Below are 26,873 nucleotides of genomic sequence, written 5' to 3'. Positions count from 1 at the left end.
TCGCCAAAACAATACGTCTTTCTGGGTAAATAGCATGAGCATGCTCACACTTTTGACCCGCCGCGCCGACTACCAATCATGCTGCGCGAATTTAATATATTTTACGTCTGCTCTTACCGTTGCTTAAATCGACCCCGTAACGTAGGGGTAAATACCTACAGCCCCCCCACTTCGCCCCGATAAGACGAGTACAAACAGTCAGCTTTTCGAGCTTTCCGGTAAAAGCTACCCCAAAAAGCGTAGCTTTCTGCCGGCCGCAGGTGCCCAGCGTTTCGTAATCTCCCCGTGGACTTGACAACGCGCATCCGTCGATACGCTGGTTGTTGTGTTCTTTATGAGTGAGCGAAACATGCCTGAAAACAACAAAAAGATATCAACAGAGTTGGCGCTGCCACACGCCGACGTTCTCGAGTTTCCCGTTGCACCAGAAGTCGCGCGGATGGAAGGAATCCTGCGCGATGTCCTGGGACCTTCGATTAGCGACGACCTTGTGAGCCGCCTGTGTGAAACGATCCGCAACATTCAGCGCACGCGCGAGAAGATCGAACGCATGCTGCTCGATATGGGCGCGGACCTTCAGCTGGTGCACGATGTCGCGATGCAGTCTGCCCTTCACGAGTTCGGCAACACGCGGGGCGCGCGTATGCGTGGGTGGGACAAGTTCAACAAGATGGCCGACGAACTGCTCGACATTCGCCCGAACCAAGCGAAGCTACACCTTAACCTTTACCGCCGCTTTCTGAGCCACAACGGCGCGCTTGAAAAGCTGAACATCGGCGAACTAATGGTCCTGCGCAGCAATGACTACACCGCGGAAGAGATCGACGCTGTCATCGAGTTCAAGGAAAACGATCCGAGCTACAAGCGCAAGAACATTCGAGAGTTCGTCGAGCGCTTGCGCAAGAAGCAGGAGGAAGTGATCGACGTTACGGCCCAGCTAGAAATGGCGACGTCGGAGCTTGCGAACACTGTCTCCGACAACGCCGACAAGGAGTTCGAAATCCGCCGGCTGACGAGTGAGATCGCGAAACTCACTACCGAACGAGACGCCGATCGTGTCGCCCTCGGCCACATTCGGGAGGAAATGACGCGCCACAATGCGAGTTCCAGCTTGCTGCAGATGCAGATCGATGATCTTGAACGCGAGAAGCGCGAATTGCAGGAGCGAATTGCGTTCGCCAGAGCGAACGCCCGCACCGAAACGGTCGAAGTTCCGGTTGTGCCCGTAGGCTATGCAACGCTCGAAGACGCGCTTGCCGCAAAGAACGAGCAGATCAGCGCAGCCCATACGGAGCTTGCCGATATCCAGTCCCGACGCAACGCCATCGAAAGCGAAATCAATGAGCGCTCAACGGTGTTGGAGCGCCGCACTCGCGCCAGCGATGAGCTTTCGAGCCTAGTCAGTCAGTTTGAGCAGATTGTGTCCACCTTCGCCACGGCCCAGCTGGCAGTGCAAATGGACGGAAACATCGCCGAGTTCCGCCCCACTCTCACCGTTCTCGACAGCGTCGTCGCACGTTTGCATGCCGACATTCGCTCCGCCCTGCACCCCATCTGAAGCCACGTCCATGCAACAGCAATCTCTAACAGCGGAATTCGAGCGTCTACAACTGACGCGTATGACCTGTGATCGCATCAGGTCTGCCAACTATCACCTGACCGACCACCTGGCCGAGTCGCTTGGTGCACATCCGCAGCTCGAAGCCATCCTGCACATCGATCGCGAAAAGGTAGAAATGGTGCGCAAGGCGGAAGCCACACAGCGCGACCTAAAGGGAACGCCCTTCCTTGTCGTCGTGCCCACCTTGCAGGATGTGCAGGATTGGAAATGCCTGACCGAAGGCACCACTACTACGCTCGCCGTGGATGCCCTTCGTGCCCAGCTTCCGGCATGGAACAACGACGACAAACTTCGGATGTTCTACAACAATCGCCACTACATTTGGCTGATCGTGGAGTTGCTGCATGTCAGCATTCTTGCCGCGCCGTTGCTCGGGATCAGCAAGGAACTGGCCGTCTATCTTCGGTCGCTGCCGCAGCACGTACTCGATTTGGCCATCTCGAAGGTCGATTTCCCCATGTTCCGCTGGCGCCTTGACAGCAAACGGTTCTGGCTCGACTTTGAAACCCGACGGGTGACGCCCGATGTGATCGGCCACCATTTCCTGGCAACCAATCTCATCCGGGCAGATCGCATCGAGGCAAAGCAAAGCTGGTCGAACTTGCGTCTGGAGCCGCTTCGGAAGAAGGTCTACAGCGAACTGATGATCCGTCAGTACTGCAGGGCGTCGACCGTCACCTCTCTTCTTGGCATTAACTCCACAAAGACTCGTCAGCTCTTTCAGGAAATCCACGGCGAATCGTCCCCGACCGGACAACTGCCGACCTCAACGATGTGGTACTTCGATCAACCACTTCACCGCATGCAAGCAACGATGATGGTGACGCTCTACCGCATGGCGTTGACGTTTGGTGCGAATGTGCCGGAAGCGTTTGTAGCAGCCTACGATCTGTTTGACAAATTCTTCGGCCCCTCTTCTCGCATTTCGTCTGATCGCGCCTGCCATATCTGCCGGACGATGTCCACGGACGCTGACCTTGACCTGGCCCCATGCCGGAGCTGCCGGACGCCCTATCTCATTGCCAACACCGCGCCAAAGATCGAGCTGAGCCATAGCTTCTCCTGCCCCGGCTGCACTGGTTCGCTCGGCAATCATCAGCTCGGCCGACGCCGGAAAACTTGACCCAGTGCGCGACCTACCCCGTCCTTCAGGGTCCTTCAGGGCGGGGAAGGATAGCGTGGACGCCGAGTGCTCTTGACAATGCCTGACTCCTGATACGATCGAACCATGCAACGACTTCAAGCCTTCAAATACGAACTGATACCGACTGGCGAACAGCTGCGCAACATGCGCCGCTTCGCAGGGTCGTGTCGATTCGTATTTAACAAGGCGCTAGCGTTGCAGAAGGAAAACTACGGGCGCGGTCTGAAGCATCTCAGCTACGTCGAGCTTGCTAGGGAGCTCACAGCGTGGCGCCATAGCACTGAAGATCCTTGGATCAAGGATGCCCCCTGCAGCTCCCAACAGCATGCTTTGAAGTACCTGGATCAAGCATATAGAAGATTCTTTGCAAAACAGGCTGCATATCCCAAGTTCAAGAAGAAGGGTGCTCGTGAGAGCTTCCACTATCCGAACAAAGCGGCAATTCGCTTGGACCAGGAACATAGTCGCATCCTTTTGCCAAAGCTCGGCTGGGTGCGATACCGAAACAGCCGAGCTGTGATTGGGGAACTACGCAATGCCACTGTATCTCTGACAGCTGACAAATGGTTTGTATCGATCCAAACTGCACGTGATGTTGAAAGGCCAACGCCACAGTCGACAAGTGCAGTTGGCATCGATGTCGGCATCGCCCGGTTTGCCACTATGAGCGACGGAACGTTCTTGGCACCACTACATAGCCTCAAGCGTCATCAAGCCAAGCTGCGCCGTGCGCAACACCAACTCAGTCGCAAGACGAAGTTCAGCAGAAACTGGAGGAAGGCGAAGACACGGGTTCAACGCATTCACGTTCACATCGCGAATGCCCGCAGAGATTTCCTGCACAAGGCCACGACCACGATCAGCAAAAACCACGCGATGGTGTGTATCGAGGACCTAAAGGTTGGGAACATGTCTCGATCATCGTCCGGCAATGCGACAAGGCCAGGGAGGTGTGTTCGCGCAAAGTCCGGACTCAACAAGGCTATCCTTGACCAGGGGTGGTTCGAATTCCGTCGGCAACTGGAATACAAGTTGGCATGGAATGGAGGGTTACTAGTTGCCGTATCTCCCGCCAATACCAGTTCGACGTGTCCGGCATGCAGCCATGTGAGCACGGATAATCGGAAAACGCAGGCGGAATTCTCCTGCGTCTCCTGTGGACATCAAGATCACGCCGACATCGTTGGCGCGCTCAACGTTCTGGCGCGGGGGCACCGCGTCGCAGCCTGTGGAGAGCCGGTGCAGTCAGGCCACTCAACGAAGCAGGAACCCACCGAAGCGATCCAGGCCGATTCCATTGGCTAGGATCCCCGTAGGACTTCTCTCTCGCATGGGAGAGGAGGGATGCCAACCTTTCGGACTTTGTCGTTCACTATTTGCAACGATGCGTGTACTTCCGGTCTTCGGCCGTGGGCGCAGCATGGCAAAAGTGAGAAGCGCAATGTCGTTGCATTTGCGCCCACGGCGATCCCCTCGTAAGAAGGGTTAAGGATCAGGACTCGCTGCCGATCCAAGTTTGGTCCGTGTTGTATTCTCCCGGACTTATCACATTTGACGATTACGACGATGCGCCTGCTCCTCGCCATCCTGCTGCCCTGGTTCCAGTTCTTCACGATTGGTCGCCCCTTCGCGGGCATCATCTGCCTGATTCTCCAGGTCACGATTATCGGTTGGATTCCCGCCGCAATCTGGTCCACCTACGCACTCAGTCAGTACAAGACGGACCGGAAGATCCAGGCCGCCTTGAACTCGCGAGGTAAATGATTCGATGCGCCGAGCACTACGACGCTGGTTCGCTGGCGCTTGCGCATGCACCGGGGCCTTTCTTCTGGTATGCGTGGTCCTGACCCTTCTACAGGGGGCCGGGGCTTTTATGAGTGCGCTCCCGATGCTTGTTCTGGGCGCCATACTTGCGGCCTTTTGGCCGCGCTGGCGCAGGCTCGTGAAGTACAACCGCGAGACCTTTGATTGGTACCAAGCAAGCAATCCGGATCGTGTGCAACGAGGAAAAGTACGCTGCTGCAAGTGCGACTCCGATCAGATCGGCACACAAACGCTGCGTCAGCACACCTATACGCGCGCGCACTTCTGCCGGACTTGCGGTACGAACCTTTACTACTCTCCCGAGACTTGACATCGCATCAAACTCGGTAATCTAAAGGTAAGCGATCCACTCGGACGCTAGACTCCAATCAGAGGAAGAAAAATGCAAAAAACCAAACTCGCACTCTCCACGATTTCTGCTGCTGCCCTGCTCGCACTCGCCGCCTGCGGTGGCGGTGGCGACGGTGCGCCGACAACTCAGCAACCGTCTGCACCGAAGCCCCCTGCGCCGACCATCACGGTCCAGGGTACGGCAACCGCCGTTAGCGGCGATCCGCTGGCAGTGGTGTTCGTGCCGCATACTGAGACGTCGACGAAGCCCGCGCCGCAGGCGATCGCAAACAACTCCTTCCCCGCACAGTTCCAGAAGGCAACTTCCGAGGGCGCATATACGCAGGTGGGCATTGATGCCAATAGCCTCATCTCCCTGACGGCTGGCAAGGTTGTGGAGGTTGCAGGGAATGGCGATTACGCAATCGGACGCTGGACCGACGGCTCATCGAGCATCGGCAACGCAAGCGTAAATCAGGGCGAGCACTATGCCGTTGGCAAGCCGCTTAAGCTCCTGCAAGTGCTTGGCATTGGCAAGACGCTGAATTGCACGTTGCTGGCGTCCACCAACCCAACGGCGATCTCTGGCAACTTCGCTCCCGGCAAAGTGAACTCAGCGACCGCCGTGATTGACCTGAACGGCCCAACCTTGCAGTCGATCAGTCTCGACGTGACAATCGGGTCCGACGCTCATGCCACCGCGACTGTTACTGGAACGATCCTGAATGGCGTGTTTCAGAGCAATGGCGTGCTCCACCACGTACAGACTTTCGGTACTTCGCAGACCCAGCCGTACCTTGCGTTCGGCTACGCGATGCCAACACCGAGCAGCGGCGATGTTACGGGTGTCGTCGTGCTGAAGTGCCAGTAACGATTTGAAGTTACCAAGGGCAAGGGCCGGCATTTGCCGGCCCTTTTTCTTAGGTTGCATTTCCTTCAGCTTGTGCAAGGAAATGCGCCATGTACGGTTCCTTGTCAACCGCCTCCGCCTCCACCTTGGTAGTCCGCTCCGCCTTTCCATTGGACCGTCCCGTCAGGACATGTCTTCCCGTAGAAGCCACCGTCCGCCTCGTAGCCAGTTCCGCCCGGCCAAGTAATGCATAGCCCCCAGCCGTGATACTGGCCATTTGCCGAATTGGCGCTCCACATTCCAACCACCACCCCCTGGGAAACGCCTCCGGCCGACCGCCAGACACCATTCTGACAAGACATTGTCTTCCCGTTCGGATCGCTCCGAATTGCACCCTGTGGATCGCCGCAGCCCCATCCTTCCATCACCTGTTGCCCGCCGCCGATTGACGGCACAAGAGCCCCAGCAGCATACAAGTATCCGCTCGCAACCATGTTCCCGGCACTTGTGACACTACCGTTAGAAGCCACCTGACTACCCACGACCTGTCCTACTGCTACGACGTTCCCGTTCGACTGAACATAGTTGCCGTAGACACCGTTTCCAGAGACATTCGCGGCAGCCGCAACGTTTCCCGCCGCTGACACGGATCCGTTCGACTGGAAGTTTCCGACGCGATTCATCGCCTGATTGTTCGCGTCCATCGGGCCGGTGAGGTTCAGAGAGCCATCGCGCTTGTAGAACTGATTCATCGACTGCGCAAGCAGCGATGTATTGCCGACGCGCATCATCAGCACACCGGCTGCGCCACCGGGTAGAGGGTTCGTCGCCGCCCAGCTGGCCGCCATGCCAGTGATGACACCTGGCGTCTCGGCATACGAGGCGCCACCGTCCACGCCCGCGGCCTGCACCGCCGCCGCCATCAGGTCGGAGCGAATACTTCCCGAGGCGTCACGATATGCGGTGGTCGAGTACATCTGACCCGGGATCGTGCAATTTGTCAGGCCTGCCGAGCAGTTGGTCGGAATCAGGTCGACCTTGAAAGCGAGACCCAAGGGACTTGCGTCGCTGAAGCCAATCGGCAGCAGCTTGAGGTTGACGAGGTCCTGGATCGTCGGATGCAGCGGACTCGGCACCGTGGCCGTGACACTGCCAGCCGTAATGCTCGTGGGACCGGCTGGGCTGCCTGCCAGGACAGTCATGTTGTCAAAAACGTAGGTGTTCACCGCCTGGGCCACGTTAGCCATGTACTGGCCTGTCCCCATGGCCAAGGCGTCATCGATGGCGCTGTTGGACGTGGAAATCATTGTGGCCAGGCCCACGGCCGAGATTGTCAGCTGGAACGCCGCATCGGTCATCAGCATCTTTGGCTCTCCGGATAAGCGAAACCCGGCCAGAAGCGGCCGGGTTGTCAGACTCCAATACTGTGAACCCTATTCGGGTAGAAATGCCGGCCGAAAGCTCACCAATTTCGTATTGCTTTCGGCGGACCGGCCGTCAGGCCACCACGATGTTGATCGTGTTATTGCCGCCCGAGCAGGAGATCTGCGATGGATCGACGGTGCCGCCGACCGCCTTGATTACGGTACCGTTCACGACGATCTTGCCGGCGCTGCCCTGATACGCCGCGACGAGCGAGCTGCAGGCCGCATCGGGTTGCTGCGACAGCGTCCACTGGATGGCGTCGTTGGCGCTCAGCAGCTGCGCCGGCGCAACTGCGAGTTGTGCGCCGCCCGGCTGCACGATGACGTTATTGCCCGCCACCGTCATTGTGGTCAAGTCTTTGAAGATACCGTTATTAATCAGGCCGGTCATCGAGACCTTGTTGTACTGGCCGCGATAGGTCGCCTTGGTCTTGCCAACGACCGAGTTCAATTCCGACGTCAACTGCTGCACCTCGGTGTCGGTCAGCGTCCGGGCGAAGGCGACCAGCACCGCGATCAGCACGATACCCGCGACGAGCAGGTAGATACCGTACTCTTCGATAATGCCGGCACCGCGCTGGCGACCGTATTTGCTGTTCGAGCGAATCGGCCGCTTCGCCATCGGCGTCAGGTTGCGAGCTTCCTCGTTCTCGATGGAAGCGGTCTGGTCATTCATGTGTTGGCTCATGGTCGGATCTCCTTAACGAATCAGGGTTGGGTAGTGACGGTTGGCGCCGGCATTCCGTGCTGCTTGGACATGCCGACAATCTGGGAACGGCTCTTCATCTCCATCGCGATGAAGAACGGGGTGAACGACAATCCCGTGATCAGGAACGCGAGAAAGACCGACATGCGGCGATTGAACGACGACGCGCGCCGCATCATCTCAGCAGGCGTCTCCTTCAGCATGCTTGCCGAGACAGTGCTAAGCATCTTCGAGAGGTCTTCTTCATACTCGGAGATGTCCTGAATAACGAAGCTGGTCTCTTTGTCGAACAGGCCTGTGTCGAACACCTTGCCGCCCTCGTTTGGGATGTACTCGAGGTTCAGCTCAATGCGTTCAATGTGGTAGGCCAGATACGGGTAGGCATTGGCCCGCATGAGCGATAGACCGGCAGACAGGCTTTTGCGATCGCCGCCGACGCGCTTTGTCACAGCCGACAGGCCGGCAAAGAACTGCGCACCTTGGAAGCGCCGGAAGAAGTCGAACGGCAGCAGGTTGCGGTCCATCCAGCCGCGGTGCTTGCCGACATACCGGGTCAGTGCCCGCGATCCCCATACGACGATGCCGATCTCCCCAGCCAGGATTAGCCAACCCCAGCTGCGCAGGAACGACGTGCCCACGTGAAACGCCGTGCCCAAAGGCCCGTACTGGCTCGGGTCCAATAGCGCACGGAACGACTGCTCGAACTTCGGCGCGATGAAGAACGCCATCGTGACGAGGTAGATGTGCAGGATCAAGATGGTGAATAGCACACCGGTCAGGATTGCAACGATGCCGGCCCGCGCTTCCTTTAGAGCAAGCAGGTTGGCACCAAGCGTTTCCAGCCCTTCACGGATGTCGCCGCCCTGCTCCGCTACGGCAAGGATGGGAATGTCTTCATCCGGTACAGTGCCGCGGAGGATCTCCGTGACGGTCGATTGCTGCTTCTCGCCATCGAGGCCCTCAAAGCGCGCCAGCCAGTGCGCCGACAGCCTGCCCAGCGGCTCGCCCGCCCGGCGCGCAGCATCCTTCGCGAAGAAGTTCGAAATCGGCTCGCCCGGCATGGCCGCGATCCGCTTGGCCAACGCGCTGTAGTAGGCGCCCCGCTCGCCCCGAAATCGAAACTTTGCCCAGAAGAGCCGATCGGCAAACATGCGATCGCCCGTCCGAAGGCCAGGCCCGAGAATCCTGTTCTGCACGAAGACGCCGACGCGTTCCATAAACTTTACGACCACAGTCAGTTCCTCCGTTGCATTTCGCGCTGACGCCTGGCCTCGTAGGCATCCAGCGACGTGATACGCTCGGCTTCGCGTGGATCGATGATCCCGGCGAAGACCTTGTACATGGCTACCTCGAACACTGTCTTTCCCGTGCTATCAGGCACGTCGAATCCGCTCGTGCGTTTTGTGCGCTGGTAGGCAGCCAGCTCGATGTTCTTGGCGTCTCGGATGTAGATGAGATCCTGCTCGTCTGGCTCGAACATCTCAGCCACGACGGTACGACCGCGGGCGCCGTTGAGGTCTGGCAGATTTGGGCGTGCGCACAGTTCGCAGCCCGTCGGGTTGCGGAGGCGAATCCCCTCCACGTCAAACTTGAACAGGCGCTCGATCTGCTGCAGCTTTGCAGCGCCAAGTACGGTCTTCATGTTCGCGCCATGCAGCCCGCAACCGCAGGTCTTCGGCAGCAGCGCCTGGTAGACGTAGAGGTTGATGAAGCCAGGTGTGGCCAGAACGCTGCGCGGGATGCGCAACTCGCCATCCGATAGCCGATCCGGCGCCGTCAAGGCGCTGGGCGCGTGGACCGTGGTGAGCGCGCGCAGGCCTGCGCCAGCGACGTCGCGGAAGAGCCCGGCGGACTCGTGGTCTCGAAGCTCGCCCACACTCACAAAATGTGGGTTCATCCGCTTGATCTGGCGCTTCATCCCGATGAACGGGTCCTCGTCGCGGTTGCCGCTATCCAGCGTGCGAGACACTGAGAAGTGATGGGCGCCTGGCGCGATCAGTTCGACCGGGTCCTCCACGGTCATCTTGTTCATCCAGCTGGGCAGCCGCTGCATCACCGCGTGCGCCGAAGTGGTCTTGCCGGAGCCGACTACACCAACGAAGACTGTGCCGCCACCGAGATTCAGTGTGCATCGGTCGAGCAGCGCAGCCTGTTGCGGGAAATAGCCAAGGTCCTCAACAAAGTCGAGTACGTCGGTTTGCGCTTCTTCCCGATGCACCCGCATCACCGTCAAATGGCCATTGACGCTCTGCGCCGAGGCCCAGCGACACACCACGCTCTGGCCGTCGACGCGGGTACGAATGCTGGTCTGCTGCGGCAGCGCGCGCGAAAAGGCATTGTGCGACCCACCCTTCCCCTTCTGGTAAATGTGCGAAAGGGTATCGAGGAGCACGCCGGTCTCCATCCGGAATTCCGGCGGGTCAACGAGATAGCCATCGATGGCAAAGCGAATTTGCGAATGCGTGCCCTGGTCGGCAACCTCCCAGTGAATGTCGGAAGCCGTCTCCCGCACTGCGAACCGGAGTATTGCCTCAAAGTTGTGCCAAAGGGCGCTCGCCGGGCGTCGTCCAGCCGCCGGAGTGCCGTCCGACAAGCCGAGGGGATCGACGCCGCCACGCGACAGCGTCACCATCACCTGAGGGGCAGCCACATACAGCATGGGGCTCGCGGCATCGAATCGCAGTCGCAGTTGGCGCAGAATTTCCTCGGTAACGTCCGAGGACACCATTTCCTGCGTCAGGATGACTGCAAACGTGCCACGTGCCGCCGGACCGCCACCCTCCGACACCAGCACCGGGCAGATGGAGTGGCGAAGCGATTGCGAGAGGTTGAGCTCCTCGTACAGGGTGCTGAGGAACACCGGCAAGTCATCGGCGGTACCAATTTCCGGTGCGGCGCCTGGCGGCGGCGCGAGCGTCGGCTCCGCAGGTGCGGGCGGTACAAAAGACGCGCCATTACCCGTCAGCACGACCACACCATTCATGCCACCGGCGGGCTTCGACCGCTCGCCTTTGCTGAATAGTCCCATTCTCGTCCCCTAGCGCTGGGCCACCGCCGGCATGCCGCCCGGCTGTTGCGCTGGCGCCAGCGCCGGCATCACCGGCGTGGCGGGAGTTGGCAACGGGGAAGGCTGCGCCGGCATCATCGGTGTAAATCCAGCGGGGGCCGTCGGCGACACGCCCTGCGGCTGCAAGGGGCTGGATGGCCGTCCAGCAGTGGAGGCATCGCCGGATTGCCGTTGGTCAATCAGGTTCACGGCATCATCCTGCTCGTACGGTGCGAAGATCCTCGCCTTGCCCTTAGTGAGCGTCGTGCCGCTCTCTGTGATCCCGCTGATGGTGTAGCCACGCCACTTGCCACCAACCTTTGCTGCATAGGTCTCTCCGCCCCACTGCACGTAGCTTCGCAACGACAGGGCGCCACCCGCAGCGCGCCCATCGACGCCGTACAGAGCGATCGTGCGCGGCTTCGACCGATCAGCTTCCGCCTTGACCTGTGCAGGCGTGGGTGCGGCGGAGACCGCCGCTGGCGGAGCACCCTTGTTCAAGTCCTGCTCCATCTTCTGCAGTGCCACGCGGCCGTCCGCGTCGATTAGCTTTTGCGTGAGGGTCTTACCATTGTCGTCGGCATAGGCGCCGCCAACGAGGGCGAACCCCAGGATCCCGGCCAGCGTGCGGCCAATGTAAAGTGCGTAGCGCATGGTTGTCCTTTAGTCGCGGGCGTAGGCGTCGCCCTTCACCGTCAACATGAATTTCGATTGTTTGAGATCGGGCGATGCGTCGAGATTGACGGTCAGCTCGATAGATGTGGCAACCACGGATCGCGGGAATGACTTGAACTCCGTGGTATTGCGCAATGGGCCGGAGATCTCCCACGTGGCGGCCCTGACCGGATGCTCGATCGACCCCGGCCCTTGCGGCGGCACCAAGCCGAAGAACGTGAAGTCCTCCAGCGCGGCTTTTCCGACGACCGGGCGGAGCACCTGAAGCTGCGAGCCGAAGTCCGACCGCAGCGCCATCGGCAGCGGCAGGCGTACGAGCAAATCACCCAGGCGCGTCTGATCGCCCAGCCTCACCTTGGCATCAACCTCCACCTCGGTATCGCCCTTTTGGAAGCGGGGATTCGAGGCCCAATCGGGAATCGCCTCAAGGAAAGTCCGATTCGTTGCGCCGCGCGCGCCATCCTTGATCGCGTAAGTGACAGTGCAACCGGTATCCGGGCTGACCAGCTGATTGCATTTCACGTTCGACAGAGTCCATCCGCCCACGGATAGCTGCGCAACAGTCTCGAACCATCGCATGAACGCAGGCAGCCCCGCAGCGGCCGGCGCTACGGGCGCTGCGCCACGGGATAGGAGATCGTCGGCATAAAGCTCTGCAGGCGTTTTCTGCGGCGGCGGCGGATGCAGCCGGCGCTGATAGGCGTCGTACTCGCTCTTTCCATACTTCCAACCGACGGCCGCCACCGCGCTGACCATGACCACAATCAGCAGTTGCTTGCGCTGCGTCGTGGCGCGCGGCTTCTTGAGGACAGCGGACGGCCCGGCGACTTCGACCAGCTTGGCCAGGTCAAACTCGACATGTGAGATTCGGCGATCCTGCGGCAAGAGCGACAGCAGTTCCGGTGAGTTACCCACCAGTTTGAATTCGCCGTCACACTTCGTCGGGAAATCGGCAATGAGCGTAGACAGCGTTCGCTCGTCGGTCACCACCTGATCGAAGCCGACGCGCGGCCGACCCTTCACGATCCCGCAGACGAGATAGAGCGGAGCGCCGCCAGAATGATCTAGGCGGAAAACGAACAGCGCATTGGGCACCAGCTCAGGCACGCGCGAGAGCGCGGCCGCAGCCGAGTACAGTTTGTCCTTGATCTTGGCCTGCGCGTCCGCCCCATTGAGGTAGCCCATGTGCAACGCCTGGTCCTCATGCCAGATACGCGCCGCCTTAACTTCCCGCGCGATGTTGGCCGCAAGCGTCGTCGGTGTGCCGCTACCCGTCAGGGTGCGCCATTGCATGCCGAAGACGAGCTTCTTGCCGTGAATGTCGACAATCATCGCGTCCCCCCCACAGTCGACCGATTAACACCCCGGCGATCGCGGAGGTACTCGTGAAGAATGCGGCCTTCATTCGCAAACACCACAGTGTGGCCCTCTGCGTCACGATGAAGCGCAACCCTTCCACTCCTATAGAGCCGCAGCCGCTCGGAAATAGCTCGCTCCCACTCGGCTCGAAACTCGTTGCGAATGCCGAATGCCCATGGAAAGCCGAAAAGGAGGAATAAGGCAATGGACGCGGCAATCCGCAGGCCATCGGCGGTAAGAGCAGCGACTCGGCCCGGTTCTCCCATGGCAGCAACAACGACATCCTTGAGCAAAGCCTGCGTGCCTGAGGCGTCGACAATGAGCCCGCAGATCAGACACCAGAAGATGAAAATTGGGATGTAGCGCGCGAGCCAGTACAGGAGCCGTACACCTCCCATCACAATATTGGCAATCTGGCGCAGATACGTGTCGACCGAAAAGACGGCGCGGCGGCGAAATGCCGCCATCTCGGCGTCCGAGATGGCGCCTACGTCAGAGCCATTAACCTGCACAGTCCAGGTGGAGCCGTCCTGCTTCGACATGCGTTGCTCAAGGCAAGAGCCGTAAGCCGACAGGAGGGCTTGCCCCAAGAGCGTCAGCGCGGCGAAGGCAATGTCCACGACAATCGCTTGCTTGCCATGCTGCATACTGTTCAGCAGAACGCAGGGAAGCCACGTGATCACTGCCACCCAATAGTGGTCCCGGTACAGTCGGACGACATCCGAACAGAGGAGTCGAAATCCCGGCATGGTCAGCTACCCTGTTGGATCATCGGCTCGCCCTGGTCCTGCACCATCACCGTCGCCAGAACAAGGGTGAAGGTACGGATCTTCGAGGCGGTGAGCGATCCGCCAAGCAGTATCGGCAGCGATTCGCCCAGCGTGCGGCGCGTCAGCTGTGTGTCATCTTGCTCGAATGCGGTCATCACAACCGTTTGCCCATTGCGTACGATCAGGTCCTGCTTCGGGATGCCCTTGGCAACGAGGTTGATGTTCTGCACCGATTGCTGGTTGGCGCCCGTGCCGGAGGTGAACTTCTCGAGCGGCCCATCCTGCTTGGACTGGTCGAACGCAATCTGAAGGTTCACGTCGTCACGGGTTGTCGCGTCCGCGTACACCTGCAGCTTGAAGCCCACCGTGGCCGTCGACGTGCTGATGCCGGGGATGCCACCAGTGCCGCCCGCCGTGGTCGTCGCCGGCGTGGTGCTCGATACGTAGGAGAATGTGCGCCGGTTGTTGTACTGGAACGCATGACGATTACGCATCGAAACCGGGATCGTCACAGACGAAGTCACAGTCCCGTATTGCTTGAGCGCGCTCACAATCGCCTGAGTACCAGTGAAGCCACCGGAGTTCATCGTGAGGCCAAAACTGCCTGCGTTGCCCGATACCAACGTAGCAGGCGACAGCGCAGAAAGCGTGAAGCCAGGGAGATTCTCCAGCGCCTTGGTCAGCACGACACTCCAGTCCGCGCCGCCCTCGCCGGTGTCGGTAACGGAAAGGTCGATCATCTGGAACTTCAGCGTGACCATGCGCGAGTAGATGGCAACCTGCCGGCGAACGATCTCGTCGGCGGCTTCCACGGCCTCACGCGTGTCACGCATCGTGAGCAGACCGGTTCCACGGTTCAGGTCAAGATCACCAACCATCGTGCGCACCGGGTTCAGGCTCTTCTTGACCTCTTCCATGTCGTCGAGCTCCTTGAGCTCGGCCTTGGCAGCGGCATCAATCTGTGACGAGTTGGAGCCACCGCTATTCCCCGTTGAGCCCGAGCCCTGCGACGTCTGCTTGAACTCCGTCGTAAACGAATTGGTGCCCGGCTGGATCGGCAGCTGCCACGTCTTGGTCACCAGTCGGTGGAAGCGAATGACACCCTTCGACGGGACGAACTCCCAGTTGATGCCCAGACGCGTGGCCACCAGGTCGAGCATGGTCGCCAGCGGCATCTTTTCGCTGTTCTTGAACTCCACATTCAAGGCGTTCTCGACCAGCGGCGTGGCCTGCACGCCCGCCGTGGATCCGACGCCGCCGCCGGTGAGCGAAGCGGGCAACGGCCCGCCCAGCGACGGCGTGGGCCCAAGCGAGCCCATCGGGGCGGGCGCCCCATTTGCCGGCGTCGACTTCAGGGCCTGCTGCGCCTGGGGCGCTAGGCTGCGCGGCATCAAGACATTCGTTGGCAAATACACATCGGATTCGATCTTGACCGGAATGCCCGTCGCCATCGTGATGCGCTGGGCAACGACAGCCAGCGGCATCGTGCGCTCCGGGAACATCACCAATGTATCGACGTTGTTGCGCAGCGACAGCGGTAGCGTGACATTGCGCGCTACTGCCACGCGCTTGCCAGCCAGGTACGGACGGGACACTTCCTGCTCCGCCTCCACGGCTGCACGGTCGCGGCGGATTCGGGCATACAGATCCTCGGTGGTCTGTGCCGCTTGCGCGCGCGTGTCGTCAGTGGTCTGGCGGATGTCCTTGACGAGTGTCGGCGACACGCAACCTGCCAGCGTCGAACAAGCAAGCGCGACGCCGGTGGCGGGTCTGAGGATGTGGGTCAGCTTCATGATTGGCTCACTTGGACGGGTCGCACTTCGTGGTCAGCTTCACCACGCGCACATAGTTGTTGGAGTAGAAGCACGGCTTCAGGCTGTAGTCCGTCATCTCCGTTGCCGAAAGCACGCGCCGGACAGCGGTTTTGAAATCTCCGGTGAACGAATCACCCCCACCGATTTCGACGTCCTGGTCCATCTCCCACGGCGCGGCAGTCCAGCCCGCGTCGCGCGCCCACTTCTCGATGAGCAGCCGGTAGTTCACGTCAGCGGCCGAGACGGTCCAGTCACGCGCTCCAGCGGGCGCGGTCGTCGACGCAGCCGGCGCTGCCACCACTGGAGCGACGGCCGCAGAAGTGACCGCGACCGGGGCGATCGCTGCCTGCGCGCTGGCCGGAACAGCGGTGATCGCAACGTCCGATGCCTTGCTCTGTGCAGCCGCACGACGCTCCGACAGCAGCTGCCAGCCGCCACCGGCCAGCGGTTTGGTCGGCTCAAAGTTCCCGGGCGCTTCCGCACCAAATGGCGAAGTACCAGGTACCGCAGCGTGGGCGCATACGGCGAGAGCGGCAGCGCCGCTTAGCAGGGCCCGGCACATCCGGGACATCGATCGAGGCTGGTGCATGGCTGATTTCCGTTGAATCCGATGGTTATTTGGTGGTGGTCGACTGCAGGATTCGGTAGACCCGATTCGCATATCGCAGCCGCTTCTCAGGTGCGCCCGCGTTGTAGCAACCTACAGCGGTCCAGGTCTCCCCGTAGCGCCCGAGGCAATCGGCGAGGATCCACGTGCCCACATACGCGTTCGTGCAGGGATCAAACAGGCTCTGCCGCGTGATTCCGAACTTCGCGAGCCGCGGCAGGTGCACCGAGTTGATCTGCATGAGGCCGATGTCCTCGCTGCCGTTGGTGTTCGTATTCGTCACCCACGACTTCATGCCGGATTCGACCTGCGCGATACCGCGTGCCAGCACCGGGCTCACCCGGTGATACGCGGCAGCATCGTCCAGACAGTCGGCCCGCGCAGCGCTGACCGCGGCCATGCCGGTCGCGAATGCAATCAACGTGGCTGCCAACTGGATCATTGAGCGCTCGCCGGACGTTCGTAGAACCGGACTTCGGGAAGGCGATCCACCCGCACAACGTTGCCATCGGCAATCACCGTCAGGTGGTCACTGACCCCGTTGAACTTGTAGTGGCGGTCCTTCTGCTCCCCGCCGCCCTGGTGGTTGTCACCGAATACCGAGATGCTCGCCATGGACTTGGCAAAGCTCAGATACGTTGCCCCGTCCTTCTCGAAGACTCGCTCGAGTCCTGCGTCGTTCTCGCGTGGGAACAGGAAGTTGATGCCAGCCACCCGGGCCACTTCCACGCGTTTGCCAGTTCCGGTTGCCGTGAAGCGGTCCACGGTCGGGAATGACAGCACTTTCGCGGCGTCATCCCACTTTGTACGCAGCTTGTCGCCAGCGGCGTCGCGCAACTCCATATCCTTCGGCTCATCGTCGAACCGAACTTCAATCCGGCCGTTCTTGGCGTCGCGGATAGCCAGCGCATTGAAGGCTGAGGCCAGCGTCGGACCTTCGGGGAGTGGTGCGCCAGTTGGGACCGCCGCGTCTGCACCCGGCGCCGCATCGGATGGTGCCAATACACGGAGCATGCCCCCCGGCGCGGAGCGCTTCTCGCTCTCAACGGCGAATGCCTTGGGCGGCGTGGCACGTAGGGCAATACTGCGACGGCTGAAGTCGACCTCCGCGTACAGGTTGCGCTGCTCAAGCACGCGGGCCAGCACCTGCAGCCAGTTCTCACCGCCGCGCGAGTCCAATGACACATCCTCCGTCAGCGGAATATCCTTGTGCGCGGTTCCACTCCATCCTGCCGGCGCAAGCGCCTTCACCATCTGTGCAAGCGGCAACGAGGACCGGCCAGCACGCACCAGCGGCAGCTCCGCGTAAGTACCAATCAGGGCCAGACGTCCTGTGATTGCAGCGAGGCTGCGCGGCAGGTCGCCGGCGGGATTGGCTGGCTCCGACGTGAAGCCATTGGCACGCTTCCATCGCGCCACAACCGGTTGGCCGCCGACTGAATAGCGCAGCACATCGGGAACACCGTCGATCACCCAATATGGACCATCCTGAATGGCCCCCTCAGCCTGGACGACCTGGCCATGCCGCGGTTGGATGTAGGTCGACAGGCCATCATTGAAGACAAGAGCGGGCCGGTCAGCAGCGCGCGCCACGACTTGGTAGTCAAAGTCGAGCGGGTCAGTGGTGGCCGCGATGGCATGATTGGCCATCAGCATCAGAGCGGAGAGAAGTAGCGGCCTGATCATTGGAATTGCGCGACGTGTTTCATGAATCGGGAAAAGTACGGGTCACCACGCTCCGGATTGGCGCTGTGGTACCACGCCACTGCCTTCATGGCCGACCCACTGCGTTGCAGGTTCTCAGCCAGGATGTCTTCCGCCACACGGATGTTCACCGCCGGTGCGAGAGCTTCCCAAGGAGATGCAAACCGCTTGCCGTGGTAGCACCAGTTGACTTGCATGAGACCGACGTCAAAGTCACAGCGGTCGTTCGCCAGCAGTCGATTGATCGCTGCATGGGCTTCCTCGCGCGTTGCGAAGAACATGCCGCGACCGGCCACGTTTAGCGTCCATGGCCACGGCCGACCGCGATATGACGACTCATTCATCGCGATGCCAGCAGTCACCTTGGGATCAACGCGGCTGCCCATCTGTGCAAAGGGCTCCGTCTTCGGCGCGCATGCCCAGCCACCCCGGCGTTCCGCAAGCGATTCCTGCGCCGCGTCGTTCAGCACCGCCGGGCGCAACCACCCCTCCCGGACCAGGAGACCCGCGATGGGTAGCGTCTTGCCCTCCAACGTGACTACTGGCCCTGCCTCCCCACCGGGCTCGATCTGCGCCCCGAGCAGGCGAGCCGACCAGCCAAGGAAGGCGTCTACGCCGCAATAGAGCACCGGCTTGCCGTCCATTGTGTGCACACGCACTTGTCCGTCGGCACGTACAACGATTGCATTCGGGCTGACGACCGCTTCGATCGTTGCTGCCTGCACTTCGCCGGCCAACAGCAAGCTCGCCAGGACGATCGGATGGGCAATACGCCTAATCACGATATGGCTCCAGAACGATGTCATGCTTGACCTGGACCATCATCGTCTGGCCCGGCTTCGTCGTGATCGTCGGGCGGATGTTCTGGTTGCGGTTCAGGATAGTTTGCGCCGTCTGCGTGGCCACCTGCCCAGCGGCGTTGCCGTATGCGACTAGGCCAGCCGGGCCGACCGTGGTAGTAGTGGGGTTGTCATTGAATCGAAGCGATAGCGCGCCGATGATCAGCGCGCCGCTGTAGATCTTCCAGAAATGGTTGTTGACGTCGCCGCTATTGCCCGCGCTACCATCCGGATCGGCACCCTGCATGCCCATGAGCGGGACTGTCTTGCCGTTCGGCAGCTGCATCCGCACGAACGCAGTCAAGATGCGCTCCTGACCAACGGCGATATCGGCGCTGTACATCCCGACGAGCGTGCTGCCAGCCGGAATAATCTTGCATTCGCCCTTCACAGTGTCGTAGACATCTTGCGACACCGTCGCGCGAAACTCGCCCGGTTTGTCCGAGTTCAGGCCTCCCGCGAACGCCGCAGGAATGATGAAGCCCCGACTGAGCGTGCAGTTGGGCAGCTTCCCGTCAAAGCCGGTGCGCAGCGTGCCCATCCCGCTTGCCTCGCGCAGGAATGCCTTGTCCGATGACGCCGGCTGCGCACCCGTATCCTGTCCCTGGGCCGCTGTCGCAGCACTAGCCCGCGCCGCAGCGGCTTGCTGCAGTGCCCGCATCTGGTTTGGATCGGTGACGTCAATCAGACCATTCGGTGTCTTCCCTTCCATCTGCGACTTACGTACGCCGCTCTTGTAGACCGGCGCAGTGAACAGGTTGTCCTGCTCATTCCTTTTCGCGTCAGGGGCCGATGACTTGGCCGCGCCGGTCATATCGTTGGCCGTCAGCAGTGGAGTCTTCCCTGCATCCGGCTTACTTCCCAACTTGCGTTGCCGCTCAGCCTCTTCCCGCGCCTTATCGGCCTGGTCGCGAATCGTTTGCTCGAGACTCTGCGCGCCATCTGCCGCGCCTGCGCGCTGACGCAGCTGCTCCGCCCGCTCCTGCTCGGCCTTCTGGTCGTGCTGGTCCTCGCTCAAAGACTGGAAGTAGTAGCCCAGGCAGCCAACGAGCACAGCAGCAATCGCCCCCAGCGCGACGACAATGTTGCGAGGCAGTTTGCCTTTGACTGTGCGCTCTTGCGCGTCGGTCACGTCGGCAACGTCATTGTTGCGCTTGCGGTCTCGCATCAGAACAGCCCCAGAATGCGACCACGGCCGCGCTCAATCTTCACCTCGTCGTCGCCGGAACGCAGGACAACGGTGTCGGCGATGCGTTGAACCACGAGATAGCCACCTCGGCGAATCGCGTTCACCACCACATAGTCGCTACCATCTTTCACTAGTGCCACTGGCCAGTTCTGCAGCGCTGCGGTAGGCAAGCGCAGCCACAATGCCTTCCCGTCATCGAAGACGGTCTCAGGTTTGAAGCTCGCGCTTCCCGATATCGAGTAGGCGAAGTTCAGCCGTTCCGGGGAAACGCCCACGGTGTCCGGACTCCGACCTTCTACGTCCGCCGGCTTTGCATCCTCGCCTTGAGCATCGCCACGAGCTTTCACCTTGGCGGAAACGGACGCCGGGATTCGGAAGCGCACTTTCTGGTAAAAGATTCCGCCCAAGGGCGACGAAACCAGCGTGAACTCGTAGCTGCGCTTGTTGGTATTGACCGACAGCGTATTGACGAGGCCGGGCGCTTGCGGCTTCACGTATAGGTGGTTTGCGCCATCGGTGTCGTAATCCCAGCGCACGTTCTCGCCCCAAGCCGGTTCGCCGACGATCTGCTCGCCGTCAGGGAACTCGATCGTCGTGACCTTGAGCGGAGCGGAGAGGACACGGAAGATCTGATCGCGGCTATAGGAGAAGACCACCAGACGCGAATCCCCCGGCAATGCAATGGGGTCTACCCCGCCATTGAACGGATTGGACGGGTTCATGGCGTCGCTCATATCGCCGACACTCAAACCGGAGAGGCCCGCGCCTATGTGGCGCGGGGCCTTGTCGGCAGCGCGACCATCAGGGGCAGAAAGAATGAGCGCCAGGGCAACGGCGATGGCAAACGGGAAAATCCGGGAGGGCTTGTTAGCTTCCATGGGCACGTGCGCGGCGTATCAGGCCTGCGACTTTTGGATGCTGAAGAAAACGGGATGAACGCCGAACGGGTTATGACCGAGAACAGAGTCAGTGTTCGGTGGCGTAACCTGATAACGAAAGGTGATGGCGTAGCGCTGCTTGCGCGGCTTGAAGCCGTCCTCGGTCGTCGTCGTGACGAACTCCACCGCCACAGTGTTGTCGGGCAGAATCGCGATGTTGGTGACTTTCGGCTCGCGTACGAGCGTAGGCGAAGTGATCACCTGCCGCACGGGCTGATCTTCATCCACCCAGTCCTGGAATTGGTTCCGACTGCTCCCGACCATCTGTTCACGAACGGAGCGCAGGTTTTGCGCGATGCGCGAGCGCTCGACATCGGTGCTCAAAATCGGCTCGATGGTGAACCAGCGTGTGACCAAGTCCTTGAACGCCCATTTCAGGGCCATTTCGTCGGGACGATAGTCCACCAACTCACGCACGTATGGCTTGCCTGTGGCATCCGCAGATACACCCACCGTCTTCACTACTGATGGCGCTGTCTCGCGGGTCATGATCGCCGCAAGCGCAAGGAATCCCAGCCCCAGCGTCGCGATCTTCCAATGATTTCGCTCCACGGCAATGCGCGTGGTTCGATCGAAGATCACCTGTTCGGGACTCTCTTCGCCATACATCCCTGGCGCGACGGCCAGAGGCTTGGCTTTCTCGGATTTCTTGGGGAAAAGGCGCATGCGGCGTTCCTATTGGATGCCGCTCATTGGAACAGTTAAGGGTCGGGCGTAGATGGCAAAAAGCTATGTGATTTTGCCGAGCTTTCTACAAAAACTGCATGTTCCATGTTGTCCCCGCAATTCGGAGGCGCGCATTGCCATGCCGGCCAGCCTGAGCGGGCAGACGTCTATTTCCCCGGAAAGCTCACATTAATCTATACGCTTACCGAGGAAATAGGGTGAGCATGCTCACACTTTGCTGGCCCGCATCCCATGGAGCAGCCGCATTGCAGTGATGCATTCAATCGCTTGATGTCGCACTGAACTAGCGGCCCCCCCCCTTCGCTACTCGAATGTCGGGGCGACATTTCCCAGAAAGCTCACGAAAATCGCGTAGCTTTCTCCAATCCACGGTAGCCCCCGCGCCACAACAATAGCGGGCATGGATTCATCCGCTAACCACCCCCTTCTCCAACTCAGCCAGCTCGAAGAGAGCGCCGTTGGCATGTTCTTCGAATCACTCGCACCGATTCGCCAGTACATGGACGCACCGGATGTGGCTGAAGTCATGATTAACCGCTTCGACAGCGTATGGATTGAGCGCCGGGGCGAAATGATTCGCCTGGATGTCAAGCTCGAACCGGCCAAGCTGGAAGGCGCGGTGCGTTCGCTCGCCTCGTCTGTCCAGAAGTCCGCCGTACGAGGCACTGCACAAGGGATCATCAATGCAGGCCATAAGGGCCTGCGGATCGCCGCAGTCATGCAACCCACTGCGATCGACGGCCACGCGCTCAGCATTCGCCGTCACCGTGAGACCAATCTCTCCTTGCACGACTACGCGAAAGCCGGCGCCTTCTCGGCCCGGCACGCTCGCAGCGTCGAATCGGACCGTCCCATCTTCAGTGGACCCGTCGAGAACGAAGCGCTCGTGGAGGCGCTGACGGAGATGGTCGGCCAGCGCAAGAACATTCTGGTCGCGGGAGGAACCTCCTCAGGCAAGACGACCCTTTTGAATGCACTTGTCGAAGTCATTCCAGACTCCGAGCGAGTGCTGACCATCGAAGACACGATGGAGCTAAAGCCTCGCGTTCCCAACGTGGTAAGGCTTCTTTCCAATGCCGACAAGGGCGTCACGACGCAGCATCTAGTGGCCCTTTCCTTGCGCTTTCGTCCCGATCGCATCCTGGTAGGCGAAGTGCGTGGTGGCGAAGCCTTCGATCTGCTCCAAGCCCTCAACACAGGACACGACGGCGGGATGGCCTCACTGCACGCCAACAACGCCCGGTCAGCGCTCTCGCGTATGGAGAGCCTTGCGATGCTTGGCATCCCGCAAGGTTCGCGCTGGGAGCTCGATGACATGCGCAAGCTGATCGCTGAGTGCTTCAACTACGTCGTTCACCTCCGCCGCACAGGCGAGATGCGCCACATCTCGGAAATCATCGAGATCAAGGGCTTCCGCAACAACGACTACGACTTCCGACGAGTTTTCTAACCCCAGGAGCCATCCTAATGTCCTTCCTTCAACTTCAGCGAGCCGTCGCGGCCGCACGCAAGAAGGCCCCCAAGGCACTCACACTTCTCGGTCTGATGGCAGTCGCCAGTTCAGCCGCCGCCGCGGAAATCGCGGCGTTCTCGGCATTGGGCGATTTCATCTGCGGCATTGCAACCTTCATCAACACCAAGTATCTCTTTGTCGCGGGCCTGATCCTCATCGTGCTGGGCGCGGTCGGTATTGCAAACTCCGAATCGACCATCATGAAGTTCGTGTCGGTGATCTGTATCGGCGTCGGTCTAGCTGCAGCGGCTCCGTCCATCCTCAGGGTTTTGAACGTCGCAGCCGCCTGCACGGGATTCTAAGATGCGCGAGCACCACGTCAGCATTGGCCTGTCGCGCCCTCGTCAGATTGGCGGGGCCGTGCGCGGGCTGGCCATCGCCAACGGCACCGTCGTTGCGCTGCTCGTCTACGTGACATTCCGCAGCGGCTGGAAGATCCCGGTCGCGGTAGTACTGATGGGTATGGCCTTCCACGCCCTCCTGCGCTGGCTGACCGCTCGCGATCCCTGGTGGAACCAGATCCTGAACGTCTACAACCACTACGGCGACATGTACGAATCCCGGCCGTGGCACGGAAAGCTTCACTCTCTCTTCCGCCGCCCATACGGCTTTGACAGCGATCTCCCATGCTGAAGCTATCCCGCAGGCCGCTTTATGAAGTAGCCCCTTGGCTCACGTCCATTACCCCGGAACTCATCCTAAATAAGGACGGTTCGCTTCTCGCGACCTATGAATTTCAGGGCGTTGATGCGGATAGTCCCGACCGCGGCAGCATCGAGGCGTCCCGCAACCAGCTTGATTCGGCCTGCAAGTCGTTCGACAACCGGATCACCGCCTGGTGGAAGCTGACCCACAGGCGGGCACACGGCTATGTCGGCGGCGAGTTCGCGCAAGAGACTGACGCTCGTCTTGATGCCCTGAACAAGGCGCATGTGACGTCTGGGAAGTACTTCCAGAACGCGCATTCCCTTGCCGTCGCCTACACGCCGGCGAGCGGTCTCGCCAAGTTCTTCGACAAGGTCGGCCACCATATGACGGTCGGCGGACGGTCTGTCTATGGTTCGATCTTTGAGGCTACGAAGGACACGGTCTTCGCGCGCAGTGCATTCGCTTTTGACATGGAGAAGCTGTCCGCCGACGCTCGCCGCTTCGAGGCGATGCTCGATGCCTTCACTGGCGGGGTGCCGCGCCTGAAGATGCGGCGTCTGGTTATGCAGGACAGCTATGCGCAGCTGCACCAGGCCGCCAACCCCAGCGTTCCGCCTCGCCGCATCCGCTACCCGGTCACATTGCTGGACACGCATCTGACGGAGTCGGAGGTCACGGTCGGCGCCGAACGCTTGCTGTTCGAGTCCGCCCACGGGAAGCGCTTCGCCGGCATCGTTGCAGTCAAGGAATGGCTGGGGTTCCAGGAAGCGGCGCTGGACAGTCTGATGCAGATTGACGCTGAGCTTGACGTCTGCATCATGTTCCGCTTCCTCGACACTGCCAGCTCCGCGGCCTATATCGAGAAAGTCCGGCGCTTCTACAAGATGGCAGCGCTCAACGTCCGCGCCATCCTGAAGCAATATTTCGGCAAGGAGGAGGCCGAGAACGACGAGGGCCGTGAGGAGCTCGCCAAGGAAGCTGGTGTCGCTCTGAAGCGCTTGACTGCCGACGGCACTCAGCACGGCTTTGCCAACATCTCCATCATCGTCTATGGCGATACCGAGGCGGATTGCGAAGACTCGATCAGTGAAGTTGTCGGCGCACTGACAAACGCCGGCTTTGGCGCCATCAGAGAGAAGGCCAACCTGATGCCGGCATGGAACAGCACGCTGCCCGGACGCTGGGACAAGCAGCGCCGCCTCCAATTCGTGGAAACGCCAGCGGTCTCTGACATCGCCCCTGTGTGTTCGGTTATGCCGGGTCCGACACGCAACAACTGGCTGTCGGAGAAGGCCGGCAAAGAGGTGCCACCGCTAACCTGCCTGCCGACTCGGCACAAGACGGCACAGCGCGTGGACCTTCACCAGCCTGGCGGGAATGGCCACCTTCTGGTTATCGGCCCGATTGGTGCGGGCAAATCGGTGTTCCTCAACTTTCTCGTGTCACAGGCTGGCCGGCACGGCGCACGCCGCATCCGTTTCGACAAGGACCGGTCCACGCGCATCCCGACGCTTCTGAGTGGCGGCGCGTTCGTCGACGTCACCGGAAAATTCCAGGCGGCTACTCACGCCAATCCCCTGTCGCTGCTCGGCGACCCCACGAATTTCACCTACGTCACTGAATGGGTGACGCTGGCGCTAGAGGACGAGCGCTTCTCGCTCACCCCCCAGCAAACTCAGGACGTTTTCGAGGCGGTCAAGATCCTCTCGACATATGAGTCCGAGCGTTGGACGTTGAGCAACCTTTCGACGCAGCTGCATGACGAACTGCGCGAGCGCCTCCAGATATGGTTGCAGGGCGGTCAGTACGGCCACTTCTTCGACCATGCCGAGGACGCATTCGCTGTCAGCGACAACCTGTCCATCGAGATGGGTGATCTGTTCGAAAAATACCCGCGTGCCGCTGCCCTCTTTGTCGACTACGCGTTCTATCGCATCAGTCAGTCCATGGATGGGCTGCGCTACACGATCATCGAAGTTGAGGAAGCAGGCTTCTTCTTCCAACATCCGCGCTTCTACAAGCGGCTGGAGACGTGGATCACCACGATTCGAAAGCTCAACGGCGCGATCTGGATGGCCACTCAGTCGCTGCGCCAGGTCGAGCGGATTCCAGACTTCGAGATCCTGAAGGACAACATTGGCAACCTGATCTATCTGCCGAACAGCCAGGCCAACACAAGTAAGGACCTCTACAAGGACAAGTTCGGCCTCACCAACGACCAGATCCAGATGATCAACGACGCGGTACCGAATCGCGACTATCTCTGGATCACGCAATCTCAGACACGAATGCTGCAGAGCACCTTCTCTGACGAGATGGTCGCAATGCTGCGCTCGGACGGCGTGGCCCAATCGATTCTCGACCGCCACCACGCTTCGGGGGCGGCCGACTGGCAGAAAAACTACGTGCGCGAAATGCTCGCGCGAACCGCCTAAGGAGAAACTGTATGAAGAAGTGGTTCATCAACGCCGCTGCGGCGGCGTCATTCGCAATCGCCTCGAGCGCGCATGCGACGGGTTTCCCCGTCATCGACATCTCGAACTTGATCCAGAACACGATGACCGCGCTGCAGTCTGTGAAGGACGAGGTCTATCAAAACACCAACATTGCCTATCAGTACAAGATGATGGCAAACCAGCTGCTTCAGGCCACTGGCCTGGACCCTAGCCAGCTGACGGAACAACTTGGGGCACTGCAAAGCGAGATTAGCAGCAACGAAACATACGGAGGCGCCCTCAAGGATCTCTACGGCAGCCTTTCCGGCAATGCCGACTATCTGAACCGTGTCCAAAGCATGGTGGTCTCTTCCGGCAAATCACCGGGTCAGTGGTTCGAGGATCAGCGCACGCTTCTTAACAACGGCGACAAGACGGCAAAGAACCTCTTTAAGCTTGGCACGAGCGTCTTCAACAATACCGAAGCGGTCGCGAAACGTCGGGAGAAGATTCAGAAGCAAATGAAGCTCTCGCCCACGGCTCAGGCCACCGCCCAGACAACGAATCAGATGCTCGACGTCCTGGCGAGCCAGAACTCCGACATGCTGCAACTCATGAGCGCGAAGACCCAATCCGATGCTGACAAGGATCAAAAGTCTCTCGCAGTCGCCACGGAGTCTGCGGCGGTGGCGGAACAGCTGCAGGCAGACCGCGACGCACAACGTCAAAAGATTCTCAATCTGAAATGAG

The 26,873-nt window shown here is 60.4% G+C and carries 25 protein-coding genes; 10 read left to right on the top strand and 15 right to left on the bottom strand.

Going from position 1 to position 26,873, the window contains the following annotated elements; translation table 11 throughout:
- Nucleotides 1-349: 349 nt before the first annotated feature.
- The 5 genes from BLR29_RS24745 (at nucleotide 350) to BLR29_RS24725 (ending at nucleotide 5,790) form a co-directional block, all read left to right on the top strand.
- Entirely contained in the window at nucleotides 350-1,558 is a 1,209-nt protein-coding gene (locus tag BLR29_RS24745) for a hypothetical protein (protein WP_143018524.1), read from the top strand.
- Between the two features lie 10 nt (nucleotides 1,559-1,568).
- Nucleotides 1,569-2,744 carry a FlhC family transcriptional regulator gene (locus BLR29_RS24740; RefSeq protein ID WP_176861056.1) on the top strand — a complete coding sequence of 392 codons (1,176 nt, stop codon included), beginning with the start codon at nucleotides 1,569-1,571 and terminating at the stop codon, nucleotides 2,742-2,744.
- 105 nt (nucleotides 2,745-2,849) lie between these two features.
- The gene (locus BLR29_RS24735) at nucleotides 2,850-4,070 is read left to right on the top strand and encodes an RNA-guided endonuclease InsQ/TnpB family protein (protein WP_092140573.1); all 1,221 of its coding nucleotides are present in this window, start codon (nucleotides 2,850-2,852) and stop codon (nucleotides 4,068-4,070) included.
- A 261-nt stretch (nucleotides 4,071-4,331) separates the two neighbouring features.
- The gene (locus tag BLR29_RS24730) at nucleotides 4,332-4,529 is read left to right on the top strand and encodes a YqaE/Pmp3 family membrane protein (protein WP_092140571.1); all 198 of its coding nucleotides are present in this window, start codon (nucleotides 4,332-4,334) and stop codon (nucleotides 4,527-4,529) included.
- A 442-nt stretch (nucleotides 4,530-4,971) separates the two neighbouring features.
- On the top strand, nucleotides 4,972-5,790 hold the full coding sequence (locus tag BLR29_RS24725; protein WP_092140569.1) for a hypothetical protein: 819 nt from the start codon (nucleotides 4,972-4,974) through the stop codon (nucleotides 5,788-5,790).
- A gap of 104 nt (nucleotides 5,791-5,894) precedes the next feature.
- Here BLR29_RS24725 and BLR29_RS24720 read toward each other — a convergent pair whose 3' ends face one another.
- The 15 genes from BLR29_RS24720 to BLR29_RS24650 all read right to left on the bottom strand — a co-directional run bounded on the left by BLR29_RS24720 (nucleotide 5,895) and on the right by BLR29_RS24650 (nucleotide 21,506).
- Nucleotides 5,895-7,133: an adhesin gene (locus BLR29_RS24720; RefSeq protein WP_092140567.1), complete on the bottom strand. Its 1,239-nt coding sequence runs from the start codon at nucleotides 7,131-7,133 to the stop codon at nucleotides 5,895-5,897.
- Nucleotides 7,134-7,266: 133 nt separating this feature from the next.
- Entirely contained in the window at nucleotides 7,267-7,881 is a 615-nt protein-coding gene (locus tag BLR29_RS24715) for a type 4 pilus major pilin (RefSeq protein WP_255371422.1), read from the bottom strand.
- Nucleotides 7,882-7,901: 20 nt separating this feature from the next.
- On the bottom strand, nucleotides 7,902-9,116 hold the full coding sequence (locus BLR29_RS24710; protein ID WP_092140563.1) for a type II secretion system F family protein: 1,215 nt from the start codon (nucleotides 9,114-9,116) through the stop codon (nucleotides 7,902-7,904).
- 17 nt (nucleotides 9,117-9,133) lie between these two features.
- Entirely contained in the window at nucleotides 9,134-10,927 is a 1,794-nt protein-coding gene (locus tag BLR29_RS24705; RefSeq protein ID WP_092140561.1) for an ATPase, T2SS/T4P/T4SS family, read from the bottom strand.
- Nucleotides 10,928-10,936: 9 nt separating this feature from the next.
- Nucleotides 10,937-11,599 carry a hypothetical protein gene (locus BLR29_RS24700; RefSeq protein WP_092140559.1) on the bottom strand — a complete coding sequence of 221 codons (663 nt, stop codon included), beginning with the start codon at nucleotides 11,597-11,599 and terminating at the stop codon, nucleotides 10,937-10,939.
- 9 nt (nucleotides 11,600-11,608) lie between these two features.
- Nucleotides 11,609-12,952, bottom strand: a complete 1,344-nt coding sequence (gene pilO2 / locus BLR29_RS24695; RefSeq protein ID WP_092140557.1) for a type 4b pilus protein PilO2 — start codon at nucleotides 12,950-12,952, stop codon at nucleotides 11,609-11,611.
- The gene (locus BLR29_RS24690) at nucleotides 12,949-13,626 is read right to left on the bottom strand and encodes a hypothetical protein (protein WP_143018523.1); all 678 of its coding nucleotides are present in this window, start codon (nucleotides 13,624-13,626) and stop codon (nucleotides 12,949-12,951) included. Before BLR29_RS24690 ends, pilO2 begins: the two co-directional genes overlap by 4 nt.
- A 104-nt stretch (nucleotides 13,627-13,730) precedes the next feature.
- Complete coding sequence (locus BLR29_RS24685; protein ID WP_092140553.1) at nucleotides 13,731-15,542, bottom strand: protein PilN; 1,812 nt, start codon at nucleotides 15,540-15,542, stop codon at nucleotides 13,731-13,733.
- Between the two features lie 7 nt (nucleotides 15,543-15,549).
- Nucleotides 15,550-16,152: a toxin co-regulated pilus biosynthesis Q family protein gene (locus tag BLR29_RS24680; protein ID WP_092140551.1), complete on the bottom strand. Its 603-nt coding sequence runs from the start codon at nucleotides 16,150-16,152 to the stop codon at nucleotides 15,550-15,552.
- 25 nt (nucleotides 16,153-16,177) lie between these two features.
- On the bottom strand, nucleotides 16,178-16,570 hold the full coding sequence (locus BLR29_RS24675) for a lytic transglycosylase domain-containing protein (protein ID WP_092140707.1): 393 nt from the start codon (nucleotides 16,568-16,570) through the stop codon (nucleotides 16,178-16,180).
- A 38-nt stretch (nucleotides 16,571-16,608) separates the two neighbouring features.
- Nucleotides 16,609-17,856 carry a TrbG/VirB9 family P-type conjugative transfer protein gene (locus BLR29_RS24670; protein ID WP_092140549.1) on the bottom strand — a complete coding sequence of 416 codons (1,248 nt, stop codon included), beginning with the start codon at nucleotides 17,854-17,856 and terminating at the stop codon, nucleotides 16,609-16,611.
- Complete coding sequence (locus BLR29_RS24665; protein WP_255371421.1) at nucleotides 17,853-18,680, bottom strand: lysozyme family protein; 828 nt, start codon at nucleotides 18,678-18,680, stop codon at nucleotides 17,853-17,855. The genes BLR29_RS24670 and BLR29_RS24665 overlap by 4 nt, the downstream gene beginning before the upstream one ends.
- Nucleotides 18,649-19,881 (bottom strand): TrbI/VirB10 family protein, encoded by a 1,233-nt coding sequence (locus BLR29_RS24660; RefSeq protein WP_092140545.1) that lies wholly within the window; start codon nucleotides 19,879-19,881, stop codon nucleotides 18,649-18,651. The genes BLR29_RS24665 and BLR29_RS24660 overlap by 32 nt, the downstream gene beginning before the upstream one ends.
- Nucleotides 19,881-20,780 carry a TrbG/VirB9 family P-type conjugative transfer protein gene (locus tag BLR29_RS24655; RefSeq protein WP_092140543.1) on the bottom strand — a complete coding sequence of 300 codons (900 nt, stop codon included), beginning with the start codon at nucleotides 20,778-20,780 and terminating at the stop codon, nucleotides 19,881-19,883. The genes BLR29_RS24660 and BLR29_RS24655 overlap by 1 nt, the downstream gene beginning before the upstream one ends.
- An 18-nt stretch (nucleotides 20,781-20,798) precedes the next feature.
- Complete coding sequence (locus BLR29_RS24650) at nucleotides 20,799-21,506, bottom strand: VirB8 family type IV secretion system protein (protein WP_092140541.1); 708 nt, start codon at nucleotides 21,504-21,506, stop codon at nucleotides 20,799-20,801.
- A 421-nt stretch (nucleotides 21,507-21,927) separates the two neighbouring features.
- On the opposite strand from BLR29_RS24650, the gene BLR29_RS24645 reads away from it, so the two are divergent.
- Genes BLR29_RS24645 through BLR29_RS24625 form a run of 5 tightly spaced genes read left to right on the top strand, consistent with a single transcriptional unit; the run spans nucleotide 21,928 to nucleotide 26,872 of the window.
- Entirely contained in the window at nucleotides 21,928-22,977 is a 1,050-nt protein-coding gene (locus BLR29_RS24645; RefSeq protein WP_092140539.1) for a CpaF family protein, read from the top strand.
- Between the two features lie 17 nt (nucleotides 22,978-22,994).
- Nucleotides 22,995-23,342: a prepilin gene (locus BLR29_RS24640; RefSeq protein ID WP_092140537.1), complete on the top strand. Its 348-nt coding sequence runs from the start codon at nucleotides 22,995-22,997 to the stop codon at nucleotides 23,340-23,342.
- 1 nt (nucleotide 23,343) lies between these two features.
- Entirely contained in the window at nucleotides 23,344-23,673 is a 330-nt protein-coding gene (locus BLR29_RS24635) for a VirB3 family type IV secretion system protein (RefSeq protein ID WP_092140535.1), read from the top strand.
- Nucleotides 23,667-26,123, top strand: coding sequence for a VirB4 family type IV secretion system protein (locus BLR29_RS24630; protein ID WP_092140533.1), 2,457 nt, complete (start codon nucleotides 23,667-23,669; stop codon nucleotides 26,121-26,123). Before BLR29_RS24635 ends, BLR29_RS24630 begins: the two co-directional genes overlap by 7 nt.
- 11 nt (nucleotides 26,124-26,134) lie before the next feature.
- Nucleotides 26,135-26,872 (top strand): conjugal transfer protein TrbJ, encoded by a 738-nt coding sequence (locus tag BLR29_RS24625; protein WP_092140531.1) that lies wholly within the window; start codon nucleotides 26,135-26,137, stop codon nucleotides 26,870-26,872.
- Nucleotide 26,873: the final 1 nt, after the last annotated feature.

It is taken from the genome of Cupriavidus sp. YR651 (genome assembly GCF_900101625.1).
Classification (GTDB): Bacteria; Pseudomonadota; Gammaproteobacteria; order Burkholderiales; family Burkholderiaceae; genus Cupriavidus.
This window is presented reverse-complemented; position numbering and strand designations above follow the sequence as displayed.